The organism is Haliea alexandrii (genome assembly GCF_003719295.1).
In the GTDB taxonomy this organism is placed as follows: domain Bacteria; phylum Pseudomonadota; class Gammaproteobacteria; order Pseudomonadales; family Halieaceae; genus Haliea; species Haliea alexandrii.
In genome coordinates this window covers 834,103-849,901 of sequence record NZ_RFLW01000002.1, presented here as the reverse complement: position 1 = coordinate 849,901, position 15,799 = coordinate 834,103, and the positions used below count along the sequence as shown (strand labels likewise).

General features: G+C 62.1%; 15 protein-coding genes. 9 read left to right on the top strand and 6 right to left on the bottom strand.

Annotated features, from left to right (window positions below; translation table 11 throughout):
- Positions 1-6 precede the first annotated feature (6 nt).
- The 3 genes from EGJ68_RS12130 to EGJ68_RS12120 are packed head-to-tail and all read left to right on the top strand — an operon-like array spanning position 7 to position 1,810.
- On the top strand, positions 7-312 hold the full coding sequence (locus EGJ68_RS12130) for a cupredoxin domain-containing protein (RefSeq protein ID WP_123034761.1): 306 nt from the start codon (positions 7-9) through the stop codon (positions 310-312).
- A gap of 9 nt (positions 313-321) precedes the next feature.
- Positions 322-1,104, top strand: coding sequence for an FTR1 family protein (locus EGJ68_RS12125; RefSeq protein ID WP_123034760.1), 783 nt, complete (start codon positions 322-324; stop codon positions 1,102-1,104).
- The gene (locus EGJ68_RS12120) at positions 1,088-1,810 is read left to right on the top strand and encodes a hypothetical protein (protein ID WP_199228017.1); all 723 of its coding nucleotides are present in this window, start codon (positions 1,088-1,090) and stop codon (positions 1,808-1,810) included. Before EGJ68_RS12125 ends, EGJ68_RS12120 begins: the two co-directional genes overlap by 17 nt.
- Here the strand turns inward: EGJ68_RS12120 and EGJ68_RS12115 are convergent.
- The 5 genes from EGJ68_RS12115 to EGJ68_RS12095 form a co-directional block, all read right to left on the bottom strand.
- Positions 1,774-2,595, bottom strand: coding sequence for a hypothetical protein (locus tag EGJ68_RS12115; protein ID WP_123034758.1), 822 nt, complete (start codon positions 2,593-2,595; stop codon positions 1,774-1,776). The genes EGJ68_RS12120 and EGJ68_RS12115 overlap by 37 nt on opposite strands.
- 8 nt (positions 2,596-2,603) lie before the next feature.
- Positions 2,604-3,740 (bottom strand): peptide-methionine (S)-S-oxide reductase MsrA, encoded by a 1,137-nt coding sequence (gene msrA, locus EGJ68_RS18550; protein ID WP_123034757.1) that lies wholly within the window; start codon positions 3,738-3,740, stop codon positions 2,604-2,606.
- Positions 3,741-3,863: 123 nt separating this feature from the next.
- Positions 3,864-5,327, bottom strand: coding sequence for a helicase HerA-like domain-containing protein (locus tag EGJ68_RS12105; RefSeq protein ID WP_123034756.1), 1,464 nt, complete (start codon positions 5,325-5,327; stop codon positions 3,864-3,866).
- A gap of 10 nt (positions 5,328-5,337) precedes the next feature.
- Positions 5,338-6,924, bottom strand: coding sequence for a WS/DGAT/MGAT family O-acyltransferase (locus EGJ68_RS12100; protein ID WP_123034755.1), 1,587 nt, complete (start codon positions 6,922-6,924; stop codon positions 5,338-5,340).
- A gap of 80 nt (positions 6,925-7,004) precedes the next feature.
- The gene (locus EGJ68_RS12095; protein ID WP_123034754.1) at positions 7,005-7,973 is read right to left on the bottom strand and encodes a magnesium transporter CorA family protein; all 969 of its coding nucleotides are present in this window, start codon (positions 7,971-7,973) and stop codon (positions 7,005-7,007) included.
- 29 nt (positions 7,974-8,002) lie between these two features.
- Here EGJ68_RS12095 and EGJ68_RS12090 point away from each other — a divergent pair, with 29 nt between their 5' ends.
- From EGJ68_RS12090 to EGJ68_RS12075, 4 genes are read left to right on the top strand one after another with little or no spacing between them, the layout of a single operon-like run.
- A complete protein-coding gene (locus tag EGJ68_RS12090) occupies positions 8,003-8,857 on the top strand; it encodes a mechanosensitive ion channel family protein (RefSeq protein ID WP_123034753.1) in 855 nt (284 codons plus the stop codon).
- 57 nt (positions 8,858-8,914) lie between these two features.
- A complete protein-coding gene (locus tag EGJ68_RS12085) occupies positions 8,915-10,300 on the top strand; it encodes an NfeD family protein (RefSeq protein WP_123034752.1) in 1,386 nt (461 codons plus the stop codon).
- The gene (locus tag EGJ68_RS12080; protein ID WP_027948374.1) at positions 10,300-11,046 is read left to right on the top strand and encodes a slipin family protein; all 747 of its coding nucleotides are present in this window, start codon (positions 10,300-10,302) and stop codon (positions 11,044-11,046) included. The genes EGJ68_RS12085 and EGJ68_RS12080 overlap by 1 nt, the downstream gene beginning before the upstream one ends.
- 18 nt (positions 11,047-11,064) lie before the next feature.
- Entirely contained in the window at positions 11,065-12,045 is a 981-nt protein-coding gene (locus tag EGJ68_RS12075; RefSeq protein WP_123034751.1) for an NAD(P)H-quinone oxidoreductase, read from the top strand.
- Here the strand turns inward: EGJ68_RS12075 and EGJ68_RS12070 are convergent.
- Positions 12,032-12,913, bottom strand: a complete 882-nt coding sequence (locus tag EGJ68_RS12070; RefSeq protein ID WP_123034750.1) for a helix-turn-helix transcriptional regulator — start codon at positions 12,911-12,913, stop codon at positions 12,032-12,034. The genes EGJ68_RS12075 and EGJ68_RS12070 overlap by 14 nt on opposite strands.
- On the opposite strand from EGJ68_RS12070, the gene EGJ68_RS12065 reads away from it, so the two are divergent.
- Complete coding sequence (locus tag EGJ68_RS12065) at positions 12,912-14,384, top strand: DUF2868 domain-containing protein (RefSeq protein WP_123034749.1); 1,473 nt, start codon at positions 12,912-12,914, stop codon at positions 14,382-14,384. The genes EGJ68_RS12070 and EGJ68_RS12065 overlap by 2 nt on opposite strands.
- On the top strand, positions 14,381-15,787 hold the full coding sequence (locus EGJ68_RS12060; protein WP_123034748.1) for a DUF3482 domain-containing protein: 1,407 nt from the start codon (positions 14,381-14,383) through the stop codon (positions 15,785-15,787). The genes EGJ68_RS12065 and EGJ68_RS12060 overlap by 4 nt, the downstream gene beginning before the upstream one ends.
- The last annotated feature ends 12 nt before the right edge of the window (positions 15,788-15,799 follow it).

Genomic DNA, 15,799 nt, shown 5'->3' with positions numbered 1-15,799 from the left:
CTCTCTGTGACCTTGTGTCTGCTGATGCTCAATGCGGCGCAGGCAGCAACACCGGTCATTGAGTTGGAGATACGCGATCATCTTTTCATTCCAGAGGAAATCAGCATTCCTGCCAATACCAAGGTGAAGCTCGTGGTGTACAACCGCGACGCAACCCCTGAGGAGTTCGAGAGTTACGAGCTCAATCGCGAAAAAGTCATTCTCGGCGGCAACAAGGCCAATATTTTCATCGGACCCCTCACTCCGGGTGTCTACCCGTTTTTTGGCGAGTTCAACCCGCGCACAGCGCAGGGCAGGGTGGTGGTTGAATGAGGCGTCATCGTGTTTCTTAATTCGGTGGTGATCGTTTTGCGCGAGGTGCTCGAGGCAGCGGTACTGGTCAGTGCACTGTTGGCGCTGGCGCGCAGGATACATTTGGGACAGCGCTGGCTCTGGTTGGCGCTGCCGCTGGCAGCCGTTGGTGTGGCGCTGTACGCCTCGTTTCTGGCAGTGATTACCGATGCTCTGGACGGTGCTGGCCAGGAAGTGCTCAACGCCAGTCTGCAAGCCGGCGTGTACCTGCTGTTGCTGCCTATTCTTGTGCTCGCTTGCAGCGCTGAGGGGCGACGGCAATGGCTGACCGTGTTGATGACCCTGGCAATCACCTGCGCCATTGTGCGCGAATGCGCCGAGATTCATATCTATGTGCGCGCCTTTGCTGCACTCGGCGAACACGCCGCTGCCGTGTGGGCGGGTAGTGCACTGGGCATGGGGATCGGTATCAGCGCTGGCGTACTGGTCTATGGCGCCTTGCGTGCCATGCCCCAGCGCTGGGCGCTACCGGGCTGTTGCGCCACGTTGGCACTGATCGGCGCAGGAATGATCATGCAGGCCACGATGCTGCTGGAACAAGTCGATTGGCTGCCGGACCAGTCCCCGCTGTGGGACAGCTCTGCACTGCTCAGTGAACAGTCGTTTGTGGGCGAATTGCTGTATGCGGTACTGGGGTACGAAGCGACCCCCGGTCCGCTGCAGGTGAGCCTTTACCTGGGCTGTCTGCTGCTGGCGGGTATTGCGCTTTGGTGGGGCCGTATGGGGAGGGTGAAGCATGCAGTTCAGGATTAAGCGCTGGGGAATATCTCTGGTGATGGGCATGTCATTGTCTGCCGGTGTGCTGGCGGATGGCAGCGTTGTGGACAAGGTTTATCACCCCTATGTAGAGCAGCTTGAGTGGGAGCTGGAGTGGCGTACCGTGCAGGCGTACAACGCGCCTTCCAGCGTCGAATCGCGTCAGGCGACACATCGCGTGGGTCTGGGACGGGCGGTGTCGGAGTTTCTGTTTGCCGAGGCTTACCTCATAGGGCGCGAAGGCAGTGATAGTGCCTTCAGCGTTGACGCCTGGGAGTTGGAGGCGCTGTGGCAACTCTCGGAGCAGGGTGAATTCCTGCTCGATTACGGCGTGCTGTTCGAACTGGAAAAATACCGGCACGAAGAAATCTGGGAGTACGCGACCACACTGTTGCTTGAGCGCGAGCTGGGTCGCTTCAGCGCAACCGCCAATCTCGGTGTGATCTACGAATGGGGTGACGATATCGAAGACGAGTTCGAAACCGCCGCCGCTTTGCAGGCACGCTACCGACATTCCCCCTTAATCGAGCCAGCGCTTGAGTTGTACCTGGGCGAGGATACCCGGGCACTCGGCCCGATGCTGCAGGGCGTGGCCCGTTTGGGCAGCCGTCAGGCGCTGCGTTGGGAAGCGGGTGTGGTGTGGGGGCTGGATGCCACCACGGCAGACTACACCCTCCGCGGGGTACTGGAATACGAGTTCTGAGCCAGCAGCGGCAACTGCTGCAGCAGGGCCTGGGAAACAAAGTAGAGCATGAAGTTGGCGTAGGCGATACCCGGGTAGTAACCATTGCCGTAGAGCCAGAACTGGCCGATCAGGCCATCGGCTGCTGTGGCCAATGCCGCACCAAGCGCCACCCAGCGGCCGCTGCGGCCAAACGCCAGCCAGATCCAGAGCGCACAGGGCAACATGAGTGCAATCAGGACCGAATAGGCGCCAGTCACCCAGGCGATATAGGCCGCAGTGCCGGGCAGCAGCACCTGACTGAACGCGAAGCCGCCACCGGCAGCGGCCACGGCCAATGACAGCGCCCGCCACACGGGGCTAACGCGGCCTGCAGTGGCGAGCCACACGGCGGCGATCAGCAAGGCATAGCCGGGGAAAAAGAACCAGACGGAATCCGCCAGGTAGCTGTGCTGCACAACGGTGTCATAGCTGTAGAAACGCGCGGGTACATTGCGGTTTACGGCATCGCCGAGCAAGCAGACCCCCACCCCGAGAACCGCCAGGTCGGCGACCGAACGCGAGCGCGCTTGCGCGCTGCTGGTGCGGTATACCCACCTGCGAATGCGCCAGCCGTTCCACAGTAAGCCACCGAGCAGTGCCATTTCCAGCGCGGCCAGCACAGCTTTCCACAGCCCTCCGCTGACACCGGCCGCCCAGAAACCGCACTGCAGCAGGATGATGGCGGTGCAGAGCGCCCAGGGCAGCCGGTGGTAGCTCGTGGGCGACGTGCTGCCCAGGGGCGGCTGGGGTTGGCGCTGCGCCATTGCTTGGGTCAGCCCTCGCCGGTAACGGCGGCAATATAGTCGCCGTAGCCTTGCGCGGCCATGTCCTCAAGCGGAATAAAGCGCATGGCCGCCGAGTTCATACAGTAACGCAGGCCACTCGGTGCGGGGCCATCGTCAAATACATGACCGAGGTGTGAGTCGGCATGGCGGCTGCGTATCTCGGTGCGCGCGATGAAAAAACGGCTGTCATCTCTCTCAACAACGCTGTCGCGCGTGATGGGTTGGGTAAAGCTCGGCCAACCGGTTCCCGAAACGTACTTGTCCCGAGAGGAGAACAGCGGTTCGCCGGAAACGATGTCGACATAGATCCCGGCACGTTTCTCATCCCAGTAGGGGTTGTTGAAGGCGCGCTCGGTACCGTCCTCGCGCGCCACGCGAAACTGTTCTGCGCTCAGCTGCTGTCGCAAGGCGGCGTCCGACGGGCGCGTGAACGTTGCGGGATCGAAGCCGGCCTGTTTGCCTTCACTGTTTGTGGTGGGCTGGAAACGCGAGAAATCCAGCGTCTGGTCGTTGCCCCACACCCGGTCAATGAATTGATAGCGGCCGGAGTTGAAGGTGTAGAACTTGTAGCGCAGCGGATTCTTGCTGGCGTAGTCCTGATGATAGGCTTCGGCATCGTAGAACGTTGTGAATGGCGTGATTTCAATCACAACCGGTTCGTCGTAGCGTCCGGATGCCTGCAACGCATCGCGCGATGCCTGCGCTGTGCGTTGCTGTTCCGGTGAATGGTAGAAAATGGCCGGGCGGTACTGGCGACCACGGTCGACGAATTGTCCGGCGCTGTCGGTCGGGTCCATGAAACGCCAGAAGCCTTCTACCAGGCCTTCGTAGGTGATTACCGCGGGATCGTAGTACACCTGCACCGCCTCCGTGTGACCGGTCTGGCCCGCGGAGACCTGTTCGTAGCTGGGGTTGGTTTCCTTGCCGCCGCTGTAGCCGGAAACGGCTTCCACCACGCCGGGTATCTTCTCGAATCCTTCCTCGACACACCAGAAACAGCCGCCGGCAAAGGTCGCGACGGCCAGATTCTCGTTATCGGGCGCGTAGGCCGAACGAGCATGGCCCGCGGTGGCGGTGATGAGTGAAACCAGCAGCATGGCTGCCAGCCTGGCGGTATTGCGCATGAGAGCTCTCCTGTGATGGGTCGCGGTTGTTACGCGCGACAGCGCGCAGGCGATGACAGGGCGATTGTCAGCAGTAGACCGCGGGAACCACAGGCGAGTTCCATCGGGCGCGCAGCGGGCGGCTCACTTGAGCAGGGAGCCGAGCAGCCCGCGAAACAGTTTACGACCCAGGCTGCTGCCGGCGGCAGAGCCGAGGCTGCGTGCCATGCTCTTGATAAAGGCTTCACTGGTGCTCTGGCGTCCACTCGAACTGCGGGTCGTGGATTTGTCGTGCTTCTTCGCTGCATCTGCTGCTTGTTGCGCGCTGGCGGCTTCGATTCTTTCGCGCAACACCTCATGAGCGGAACGCGGGTCCACCGCGTTGCCGTAGATGCGCTGGTTGGGGTCGTGTGCCAGTACGGCGGCGCGCTCCTGCGCAGTCGCGGGCCCCATGCGGGAGCAGGGGGGGCGGATCAGCACACGCTGTACCGGGGCGGGAATACCCTTGTCCTGCAGCATGGACACCAGCGCTTCGCCCACGCCCAACTCGGTAATGGCAGTGACCGTGTCCAGCGCCGGATTGGTGCGGAATGACTGCGCCGCCACACGCACCGCCTTCTGTTCCCGCGGCGTGTAGGCTCGCAAGGCGTGTTGAATGCGATTGCCCAGCTGCCCCAGCACCGCATCCGGGATATCGCTGGGGCTCTGGCTGATGAAGTAGACACCGACGCCTTTGGAGCGGATAAGGCGCACAACCTGCTCGATTTTTTCCAGCAGTGCGCGCGGCACGTCGCGAAACAACAGGTGTGCTTCATCGAAAAAGAACACCAGCACCGGTTGCTCCGGGTCGCCCAGTTCAGGAAGCGTTTCGAACAGCTCCGAAAGAAGCCAGAGCAGGAAGGTAGAGTAAACGCGCGGGCTCTGGATCAGCGTGTTGGCGGCGAGCAGGTTGATAACGCCACGCCCGTCGCGGGTGGTTTGCATGAAATCGCTGAGCGCCAGTGAGGGCTCGCCGAAGAACGCGCGGCCACCCTCGCGCTCCAGCACCAGCAGCCGGCGCAGAATGGCGTTCACCGAGGCCTTGGCCACCCCAAATCCCGCGCCGAGATCCGAGCCGTGCTCGGCGAGGTATTCCAGCGTGGTGCGCAGGTCCGCGAGGTCCACCAGCAGCAGCCCTTCGCTGTCGGCGAATTCGAACACCACGTTCATCACGCCTTCCTGGGTTTCGTTCAGGTCGAGCAGGCGGGTGAGCAGTGCGGGCCCCATTTCAGTCACAGTCGTACGTACCGGCGTACCCAGTTCGCCGAAGACATCCCAGAACGCCACGGGGAAGCCGCGCTGCTGGTAGCCGGTGATGCCGATGCGCTGGTTGCGCTCATCCACCTTGGGGTGGGGTGTACCGGTCTGGCTGATGCCTGACAGGTCACCTTTCACATCCGCCATGAACACCGGCACGCCGCGGTCGGAGAAACTCTCCGCCAGGCATTGCAGGGTCACCGTTTTGCCGGTTCCGGTGGCGCCGGCGATGAGGCCATGGCGGTTGGCGTAGCGTGGCAACAGCCCGCATTGTGTCTCGGCGTTACCGCCGATCAGGATCTGTTCACTCATTGTTACCCGGTCATCCTTTTACGGTGGCGGTGCCCGCCAGTTTGGGTTTGCTGACACGCGACCGTTTGGTGCGTGCAGCCGGCTTCCTCGTGGTCGCCTTGCCAGCTTTGGCTTTGGCTGTGGGCTTTTTTTTGGGCTTGGTGGCGGCTGACGATTTCGCTTTGGTGTGGGGCTTGCGCCGGGGTGCAGTACGCAGACCGGCGAGCTCTTCCAGCTCCACCAGCGCCTCTTCCAGGTAGTCGATGATGCGCTGTACTTGCGGTATGGAGCGGCGGCAGGCCACGATGCCGAAGTCCAGCTGTTTGCGGTAGCTGACCAGAGTGATGTTCATGGCGAAGCCGTCGAAGACGATGGAAGCTGGATAAACGCCCTCCAGACTGGCGCCATTCCAGTAAAGCTGCTCGCGCGGCCCCGGCACATTGGATATGACGGTGCTGAAAGCGGGGAAATGGCCGGCGAGTCCAAGTACGGATGAGAGCAGCGCGGGTACCTGGGTGATCTGCATGAACAGCGTCGCCTCACGTTGCGACATGCTGCGCAGCAGGTCTTTGCCGGCCGCCATGGAGGCCTGGATCTTGCGCAGGCGCTGCTCCGGATCGGCAATGTCGGTGGCCAGGTCGGCCGTAATGAAACCGACGGCGTTGGATGAATCGAGGTCGCTGGCATCGCGCAGCGATACGGGCGCCATGGCCTTCAGAGAGTTCGGTGGGCGCTCATGCTGGCTTGCGAGGTAGCGACGCAGGGCACCGGCGCACATGGCCAGCACCACGTCGTTTACAGTGGCATCGGTTGCCTTGCAGACACCGCGTACGCGTTCGAAGTCGAAGGATTGCGCCACAAACCGCCTGGAACCCGTGACGTTGGTATTGATAGACGTACGTGGCACCTGATGCCAAGGCACTGCAAGGCTGCCGCTGCGGCCGAAAAAGGCGCCCCCGAACTGACGGAAGGCACTCATCAGACTGGTGGTCGTGTCATACTGTTGGCGCAACGCGTCCAACACGTTTTTCAACTCCCGCCCCCGGGGCTCGATACGGCCGGTCGCCGGCGGCAGTCGCTGGGATTTGTAGCGCTCATAGGCTTCGTGCGAGAGCGCGGAGTGGCGTGCCCGGGTGCGCGTACTCTTTGAGTACATGGCATTCATCATGTGCATCGCCGAGGCGCCATCGGTGGCGGCGTGGTGCACCTTGCTATAGAGCGCGAACTGATTGTTCTGCAGCCCTTCGATCAGGTGGGTTTCCCACAGGGGGCGGGTACGGTCCAGTAGCGTGCTGTGCAAGCGCGAAACGAGCATGAAGAGCTCGCGGTAGCGACCGGGCTGGGGCAGGGCGGAATGCCGTACATGGTAGTCGATGTCGAAATGGTCGTCGGTTTCCCAGTAGAGCCGTAGCGGCCCTGCGCGGCCGGTCGTGACGTACTCGCCGAACGGGCGTCGATACTCTTCCTCTGTGCGCAGGGCGGTGAGAATTTCCTGCAGGAATTTACGCTGGTCGACGCCCTTGGGGTAATTGAACAGGTGCAGACCGCCAACGTGCATCGGGGTCTGGCGTTTCTCCATCATCAGGAAGCCGGCATCGGCGAGGTTCACTGGGCGCATAGGACTTACCTGTTGTTATAGTATTTTCTTGCCTGAACAATAGCGTTAAAGCCCTTGCCCGTGAAGGGGGAATTGCAGGCTCACAGCCAGCGCACCCGCCGGAACAGGGTGAGCATACCCACCGCCAGTACGGCCATTAGCCCCAGGATCACAAAGTAGCCGTAGCGGAATTGCAATTCGGGCATGTACTGGAAGTTCATGCCGTACAGGCCAGCGATAAATCCCAGCGGGACGAAAATGGCGGTGATGATGGTGAGGATTTTCATGGTCTGGTTGAGCTGGTGCGAACTGATGGAAATATGGCTTTCCACCAGATCACCACAAATCTCGTAATACATGGAGCACAGGGTTTGCAGACGTTCACAGCGGTCGAACAGGTCGCGGCGCACGTGATGGCTCTTGTCCTTGCCTGACCCCAGGTGTGAGGTGCCGCTGTGGAGAATGTGCTCGGCCAGTGCTTCGTGGTAATTGAAAATGCGCAACAGCTTGCGCAGCCGGGAGCGGTAGACCACCAGCTCCTTCATTACGGTATCGGTCTGGTCGGTGAGCAGGGCGTCTTCCAGCCCGGCGAGAGTATCCTCAAAATCCATGAGTTTTTCCAGATAGCGCCCTCCTACGTAGTGCAGGATGCGCAACGCCAGTACATTGGGCGTCTTCAGTAGCAACTCCTGTTCTTCGTGGTCCCAGAAGTGGTTTACACTGATGGCCGTGCCTGGGTGAGTGGTGATCAGCAGCCGCTTGCTCACCCACATCCCCACCGGCATGGGTTGCAGCTCAAGGTCGTCGTCCAGGCTGGTCATGCCGCGAAAGAGGATAAACGTATCGTGGTCGAATTCTTCGACTTTCGGCGGATGACGGGTGCGCACACAGTCGGCCACTGCCAGCCGGTCACAGTTGAGTGCGGCGAGCAGCTCCTGCCTGTCCGCGGTGAGTTCGCCTTCCAGGTCCAGCCAGAGGGTACTGCTCTCCTGTTCGCGCCACAGCGCGATCAACGCTTCGTCGCCGGTCTGGTACTGCCCTTGCGAAGAGAGTAATTTTGCCCTGATCATGTATCCGCAACCCTTCAAGGAAACTCTGCATGGAACAGCTTAACCGAATCCTTCAGGTGCCTCTAATCGTTTTTGGCGATGTCAGTATCACCATGGCGCAGGTGCTGACGGTACTGGCGTTGCTGGTCGGCGGGATTTTCTTTGTGCTGTGGAGTGGCCGCTTCCTGCGTTCACGCATGCTCAAGCGCAACATCGACCCCAATGTTGTGCAGCTCACCTTTCGCGCCTATCTCATCCTCGGCATGGCGATTGTGGGCATGTCCACGCTGGACCTGTTGAGTGTGCCGCTGGCGGCCTTTGCTTTTGTCTCGGGTGCCGTGGCAATTGGCTTTGGTTTCGGTGCACAGAACATCATCAACAACTTCATCAGCGGCTGGATATTGATGTGGGAGCGCCCCATCAAGATCGGCGACTTTCTTGAGCTGGGTGAGGTGCGCGGCACCGTGGAGTCCATCGGCACGCGCTCGACCCGCATACGCCGCGTTGACGGCGTGCACTTGCTCATACCCAATAGCCAGCTGCTGGAAAATACGGTGACCAACTGGACACTGGTGGATGATCTGGTGCGCACCGCCGTGCGCGTGGGTGTTGCCTACGAGAGCAATGTACGGCTTACCGAAACCTTGATGTATCGCGTGGCGCAAGAGCACCCCGATGTCTTGAAAACACCGGAGCCTCTGGTGATCTTTGACAACTTCGGCGACAGTTCGCTGGAGTTTGAGTTGAATTTCTGGGTGCACTCCACCGCGGAGCGTGGGCTGCGCATGATCCGCAGCGATCTGCGGTTCCAGATTGAGGCCCTGTTCCGTGAGGAGGGCCTGGTCATCGCCTTTCCCCAGCGTGATGTCCACCTGAACGGTGAGCTGCGGCTGCTGAATCCCTAGAGCGTGCGCACGGGCACAGTTCGGCGTAGTGGTCCACGTTGCACTATACTGGTGTTCATGAGCAGGCTTACTCAGCGTTATTCCTCCAATCTCCTGTGCTTTCTGGCACTGGTCTGCGCGCTGCTGGCGCCGGCTGCGTCAGCGCAGGTCTGGGTCATTCATATTGAGGGTGCCATCGGCCCAGCGACTGCGGATCACACGATTCGCTCCCTGGAGCGGGCGGTTGCCGCTGACGCGGAAGCCGCCGTACTGCGCATTGATACCCCCGGGGGGCTCGACAGCGCCATGCGCGACATGATCAAGGCGGTGCTGGCCGCGCCGCTGCCGGTGCTCGGCTATGTGGGCCCCAGCGGCGCTCGTGCGGCAAGCGCTGGCACCTATCTTTTGTATGCCACACACATTGCAGCGATGGCACCGGGCACCAACCTGGGTGCGGCAACGCCTGTTCAGCTGGGCGGGGGTGGCTTGCCCACATTGCCGGGCGAGGGCGAGGCGCAGGATGGCGAAGCCACCCCACCCGATGGCGCAGGTAGCACGGCCATGGAACGCAAAGTGGTGAATGATGCGGTTGCCTACATTCGCAGCCTGGCGCAGCTGCGCGGCCGCAACGGCGACTGGGCGGAGCGCGCTGTACGCGATGGGGTGAGCCTGTCGGCGGAGGATGCGTTGGCCGCGGGCGTTATCGAGCAGCTGGCCGATTCGCTCCCGCTGTTATTGCAGAACATCGATGGCACCATCGTGCAGGTCGACGGCGAGGCGCGGGTGCTGAACACGGCGGGAGCGGAAATTGTGCAGCAGGCGCCGGACTGGCGCAGTGAGTTTCTCGCCGTGATCACCAATCCCAATATGGCCTATATCCTGCTGCTGGTGGGTATTTATGGCCTGGTAATCGAGTTCTACAACCCCGGGATTGGACTGCCCGGTATCGTCGGAGCCATGAGCCTGCTGGTTGCGCTGTATGCCATGCAGATGCTGCCCATCAGCTATGCCGGTATGGGGCTGCTCCTGCTTGGTGTGGCGCTGATGGTGGCGGAAGCGTTTGCGCCCAGTTTTGGCGTACTGGGCCTGGGAGGCGCAGCGGCCTTCGTTACCGGCTCCATCATGCTGATGGATACCACGCTCCCTGCCTATCAACTGGCGATGCCCATAGTGCTGGCGGTAACCGTCTTCAGTGTGGGCTTGTTGGTCTTTGCCCTGGGAATGGTTCTGCGCGCGCGCAAGCGGGCGGTGGTGACCGGTGTGCAGCGGCTGGTAGGGTACAGCACTCGCGTGGCACGCATGCACGACGGCGAGCCCTGGGTATGGCTGGATGGGGAGCTCTGGCATGCGCGCAGTGATGAGCCCCTGCAAGCGGATGTGCCAGTGGTTGTGCTGGCAATTGAGGGACTGACGGCGGTGGTTCGCCGACAGTCGACAGAAATCAACTCAGAAGGACAAGCCTGATGTTCGAGATCGAGATGTTCAGTGCCGTTTTCATCGTGCTGGCGATAGTGCTGTTGCTGTCGATGTTCCGGGTGCTGCGCGAGTATGAGCGTGGCGTGATTTTCATGTTGGGCCGCTTCTACAAAGTCAAGGGGCCCGGTTTGATCGTGATCATTCCGGTACTGCAGCAGATGGTGCGGGTGGATTTGCGTACGCTGGTAATGGACGTGCCCACCCAGGACGTAATTTCCCGCGATAACGTGTCTGTGCAGGTCAACGCCGTGATCTACTTCCGTGTGGTGGACCCGGAGCGAGCCATCATTCAGGTGGAAAATTACCTGGAGGCGACCAGCCAGCTTTCCCAGACCACCCTGCGTTCGGTGTTGGGCCAGCATGACCTGGACGACATGCTCGCCGAGCGGGACCGCCTGAACGACGACATCCAGTCGATTCTTGACAAACAGACCGAGGCCTGGGGCGTCAAAGTGGCCAATGTGGAGATCAAGCATGTCGATCTCAACGAGTCCATGGTGCGTGCCATTGCGAAGCAGGCGGAGGCGGAGCGCGAACGGCGCGCCAAGGTGATTCACGCCATGGGTGAGGCAGAGGCAGCCGAAAAACTGGCCGAGGCCGCCAAGATGCTGGCCACGGAAGAATCAGCCATCCAACTGCGTTACCTGCAGACCCTGGTCGAAATTGCCGGCGACAAGAGTTCGACCATTGTCTTCCCACTGCCGGTGGATATCATGAAGAAATTCACCTCATAAGTCGTCGGAGCGGAGTCTATGCAGTGCATTGAAATCAGCGAGCCCGGGGCACCGGCTGTATTGAAATCGGCGCAACGGAAGGCGCCGGTCGCCGGGGCCGGTGAATTGCTGATCAACGTTTTGGCGGCCGGGGTAAACCGGCCCGATGTGATGCAGCGCCTGGGGCTGTATCCGGCGCCCCCTGGCGCCTCGGACCTGCCGGGGCTGGAGGTTGCCGGTGAGGTGGCAGCTGTCGGTGCGGGCGTGACCGGGTGGCAGGTGGGCGACCGTGTGTGTGCGTTGACCAATGGCGGCGGCTACGCGGAGCAGGCCGTGGCGCCGGCGGGGCAGTGTTTACCTGTGCCCGCTGGCATGGACGTTGTTGCCGCCGCCGGCCTGCCGGAAACCTTCTTCACGGTGTGGACCAATGTGTTCATGCGCGGGGGATTGCAGGCCGGCGAGAGCCTGCTGGTGCACGGTGGCAGTTCGGGTATTGGCACCAGTGCCATTCAGATGGCGCGTGCCCTGGGCGCGACGGTGTACGCCACCGCAGGCAGCGCCGAAAAATGCGCCGCCTGCGTAGAACTCGGAGCGGACCTTGCGGTGAACTATCGCAACGACGATTTCGAAACCGTGCTGCAGGAGCGCACCGGTGGTGCCGGCGTGGATGTCATTCTGGATATGGTGGGTGGCGATTACATCAACCGCAATATCCGTCTGGCCGCTACCGACGGCCGCATCGTGAATATCGCGTTCCAGGGCGGATTTGAGGCCCCGGTCAACTTCGTGCCGGTATTGCTGAAGCGGTTGACGCTCACTGCCTCGACCTTGCGCCCACAGTCCGCTGAGGCAAAAGCAGCCATCGCTTCTCAGCTGCTTGAGCATATCTGGCCGCGGCTGGAGAGCGGTGATATCAGCCCCGTGATTGCGGCAACATTCCCGCTGCAGGATGCGGCGGCTGCGCACGAGCTCATGGAGAGCGGTGCCCACATCGGGAAGATCATCCTCACCCTGCGCTGAACAGCCAGGGCGCCAGTTGCGCCCGGTTCTCCACCACGATCTGCTGCGCCATGGGGTCCGCCAGTGTCGGTTCGGGGTCGATGTGCAGGAGTTTCAGGGCGTAGGGAACCAGCCGCCCACGCACCGTAATGTCCAGAGCGCCATCCTGCATGCCGTAGTCGGTTGCCACAACCTGTTGCTGGGCAGGGTGCAGACGCGGGTCGGGCACAACACGCAAGGTCACGTGGGTGTTCCAGTCGTCATCCTGTTCCACGCCTTGGCGGGAATCATCCAGTATTTCAGGAATGTCCCGAAAGCGGCTGAGCACAAAGTCGCGATAGGCCTGGTTCTTCTCGCACCAGGCGCGCACATGCCAGCGCAAGCCGGTAAACACGAGCGTATGCGGTACAATGATGCGCCCCTCCCGGTCGGGGTTGTGCAGGGAAACGTAGTCCACCTCCAGACGCTTGCGCTGGCGCGCAGCCTGCATAATGGGGCGCAGCACCTCGGGGCGCACATCGCGTACCGGCACCCGCAGCACCTCGATGTTCGCCACGTTCAGCGCCAGCGACTCAAACACATTGGACAATTCATTGTTGCGCGCCATCAGGTGCAGGTATTCGTCGGCAACACCTTCGGTTACCCGCGGCCGGAACTCCGCTGCCGGCATATAGCCTTTGAGGGATGTATCGTAGACGAGGTTGCCGGGGCCGATATCGCGGATGTAGCGATTGATATCCTTGCTCGCCTGCTGGCGGCCGATGCCGAACGTCTCGCAGAGGTGGCGGGTGGTCAGCCGACCTTCCCACAGCGCAATGGTTTCGATGTAGCGGTAGCGCACCAACAGGTCCCAACGGATAGGCCAGGGGTGGGAGTGTGTTGCAGTCATGCCGGTTCCCGTTCAGGGTGAATTGCCTGTATCGTACACGTCAGTGCAGCCAGCGAACACCGAGGACATGGCCATCGCGTCTCCCGACATCAGTGATCTCTACCACCTTGCCGGTCAGCTCCAGCACGACCGGGACCTTCCGCTAGACCAGCTGCGCCAGCGCGACCGGGAGATTGGCCAGGGCTGCGGCGGTAAAGGTGACTGGCAACGGCTGCGCTACTGGCTGCACGCTGTCGATCCCGAGGCGCATCACCAGCCCGTCTGGGCCGGCGGTGCCAATCCGGCGATACTGTTGAATGTGCTCGCGCTGATCGCCGGTTTCGGTGCCATGGCGGGTTTGTTGCTCGGCAGCACCCAGGCGCTGGTCAATGTGTTGTTCTGGTTGCTGCTGTTTGTTGGGCTGCAATGGCTGTTGATGGCCGGTTCCCTGCTTGCGCTGCTTCAGTTACTGCGCGGCCGCGTGCCGCCGGCGTTACCGGTACAGCCCATGCGCTGGGTGTTGCGCCGGCGCTGGCCCGATAGCCGGGCGCTGCGTGAAGCACAGCCGCTTTTGCGCCTGCTTTTTTTACGCCACGGTCAGACCGTGGGCGCCCTGTTCGCCACGGGCGCGGCGGTGGCATTTATTGTCTTGCCTGCTGTGGATAACTACGGTTTCGTGTGGGGCTCTACCTATCCCCTCAGTGATCATTTCATGCAGTGGTTGGTCGATTCCCTGGCGCGCCCCTGGCGGGAACTGTTGCCGGGGGCAACCATCGATACGGAACTGTTGCGCGCTAGCCGCTATCACGCGGCGCTCCAGATGCTGGATACGCAGCACCTGGAGCGTATGCGCGGCTGGTGGGGTTTTCTGTTGCTGTGCCTGCTGGTTTACAGCCTGCTGCCACGCTTGTGTCTCTATGTAGTGTCGCGCTGGCTGTATCGACGCCAGCTGATTGCCAGCCTGCTGGGTTATCCGGGCGTCGAGCGCGTACTGGCGCGCATGCAGGCGCCTCTGGTCGCCACTGGCGGCTTGGCGGATGCCGCGTCACCAGCCGTTGTCAGCACCGGGGGCGACGGCTTGCGTGACGACATTCCGCGCGCCACCTGGCCAAGGGCACTGCTGCTGGAGGTGGCGGGGGCCTTCGGTGAGCGTGCCCCTGCAAGCTACGAAGAATTGGCGGATGGACAACCGGCGCAGAACGCGAGCCTGGCCAGTGGCGACCTTGCCGCTGATCAGCGCACCCTTGCGGCGCTGCCGCTGCAGGATATCGACCGGCTCTATCTGGCCGTGAAAGGTTGGGAGCCGCCCGTCGCGGAATTGTCAGATCTGTTGGAGCCTCTGTCCGCCGTTTCCCGGTGTAGCATTCTGCTGGTGCCGTTGCCTGGCCGTCCGCTGCCGCATCGCAAGGTGGAGGACTGGCGCCTGTTTGCTCGCGGCTTGCCTTTTGAGGGCGTAGATGTGCAGTTGCTGAACCCGGTGGTGGCCGCGTGAAGGCGCCGGTTTTTGCGGTGGTTGGGCGCCCCAATAAAGGCAAGTCCAGCATTGTCGCCACACTGGCGCGAGACGACTCAGTGGGCATCGAAGCCCGCGCGGGCTCGACCCGGGAAGCGCGTGAGTTCCCCATGCGCGTGGATGGCGAAACGCTTTACACGCTGGTGGATACGCCCGGCATCCAGCGTGCGCGCGCCGTACTCGAATGGCTGCGCGCACACGCCGAGGACGCTGCCAGCCGGCCACGGGCGGTGCGCGATTTTGTCTCCGAACATCGCGGCGATGCCCGTTTTCACGATGAGTGCGCGTTGCTGCAGCCCATTGTTGATGGCGCCGGTATCATTTATGTCGTCGATGGCTCGGTGCCCTTCGGAGCGGACTACGAAGCGGAAATGGACATTCTGCGCTGGACCGGACGCCCCAGTCTGGCGCTGATCAACCCCATCGATAATGAAGACTATGTGGCCCAGTGGCAGGCCGGGCTGGGGCAGTATTTCCAGACCGTGCGGCTGTTCAATGCGCAGCGCGCCGAAGCGGAAAAGCAGCTGGAGCTGCTGGTGCTGTTCGGGCATCTGGACGAGCAGTGGCGACAGGCACTGGACCGCGCCGTGGCAGTCTTGCGCAGCGAGCGGGGCCGCGAGCACCGTGAGGCGGCGTCCCTGATTACCGAGTGGATTGCCGATGCGCTGACATTTCAGTTGTCGCAGCGGGTGCCGGAGGGATTTCCGGTAAAGCCGGTCGAGGATCTGCTGTTCACCCGTTACCAACACGAGCTGCAGGCGCGCGAGCGCCGCTGTCGGCGCCAGGTGGAGGAGGTGTATCACTATCATCGCCTGCAGCGCAGTGAGCTGGATATCGACCTGGAGGCTTCTGAGCTGTTCAACGTGGAGCAGTGGTACCTCTGGGGGCTGGACCGCCGCGCGCTGACGCTGGTGGCCGCGTCGGCGGGTGCGCTGCTCGGCGGCGGCACCGGCCTGGCGCTGGATGGCATGACGGCGGGGCTTACCGGGGGCCTGGGAACGCTAATCAGCGGCACCCTGGGCGCCACTTCCGGTGGCGTAGCGGCCTTGCGGTACGCCGATGAAATCGCGCAGCTGCGGGTCAAGGGCATTCCCAGTGGCGGTAAACTGGTCAGCTACGGGCCATCGCGCAACCCCAACTTTCCGTTTGTTCTGCTGGGCAGGGCGTTACTGCATCAACAGCGTCTCTGCAGCCGTACCCACGCTGACCGCAGTGCCTTGCAACTGGATACGGCGCTATTGGCGGATGTCAGCGATGCGGAGCGCCGGCAGTTGGCGCGCTGGTTCGCTTCCCTGCGCCAGCCGCGCAGTGCCGCCGCAGCACGCCAGGCGCTGGCAGAGTGGATGTTGGCACGCACTGGCGCGCCATCCGGCTCTGCCTGAGCGCAGCGCGTC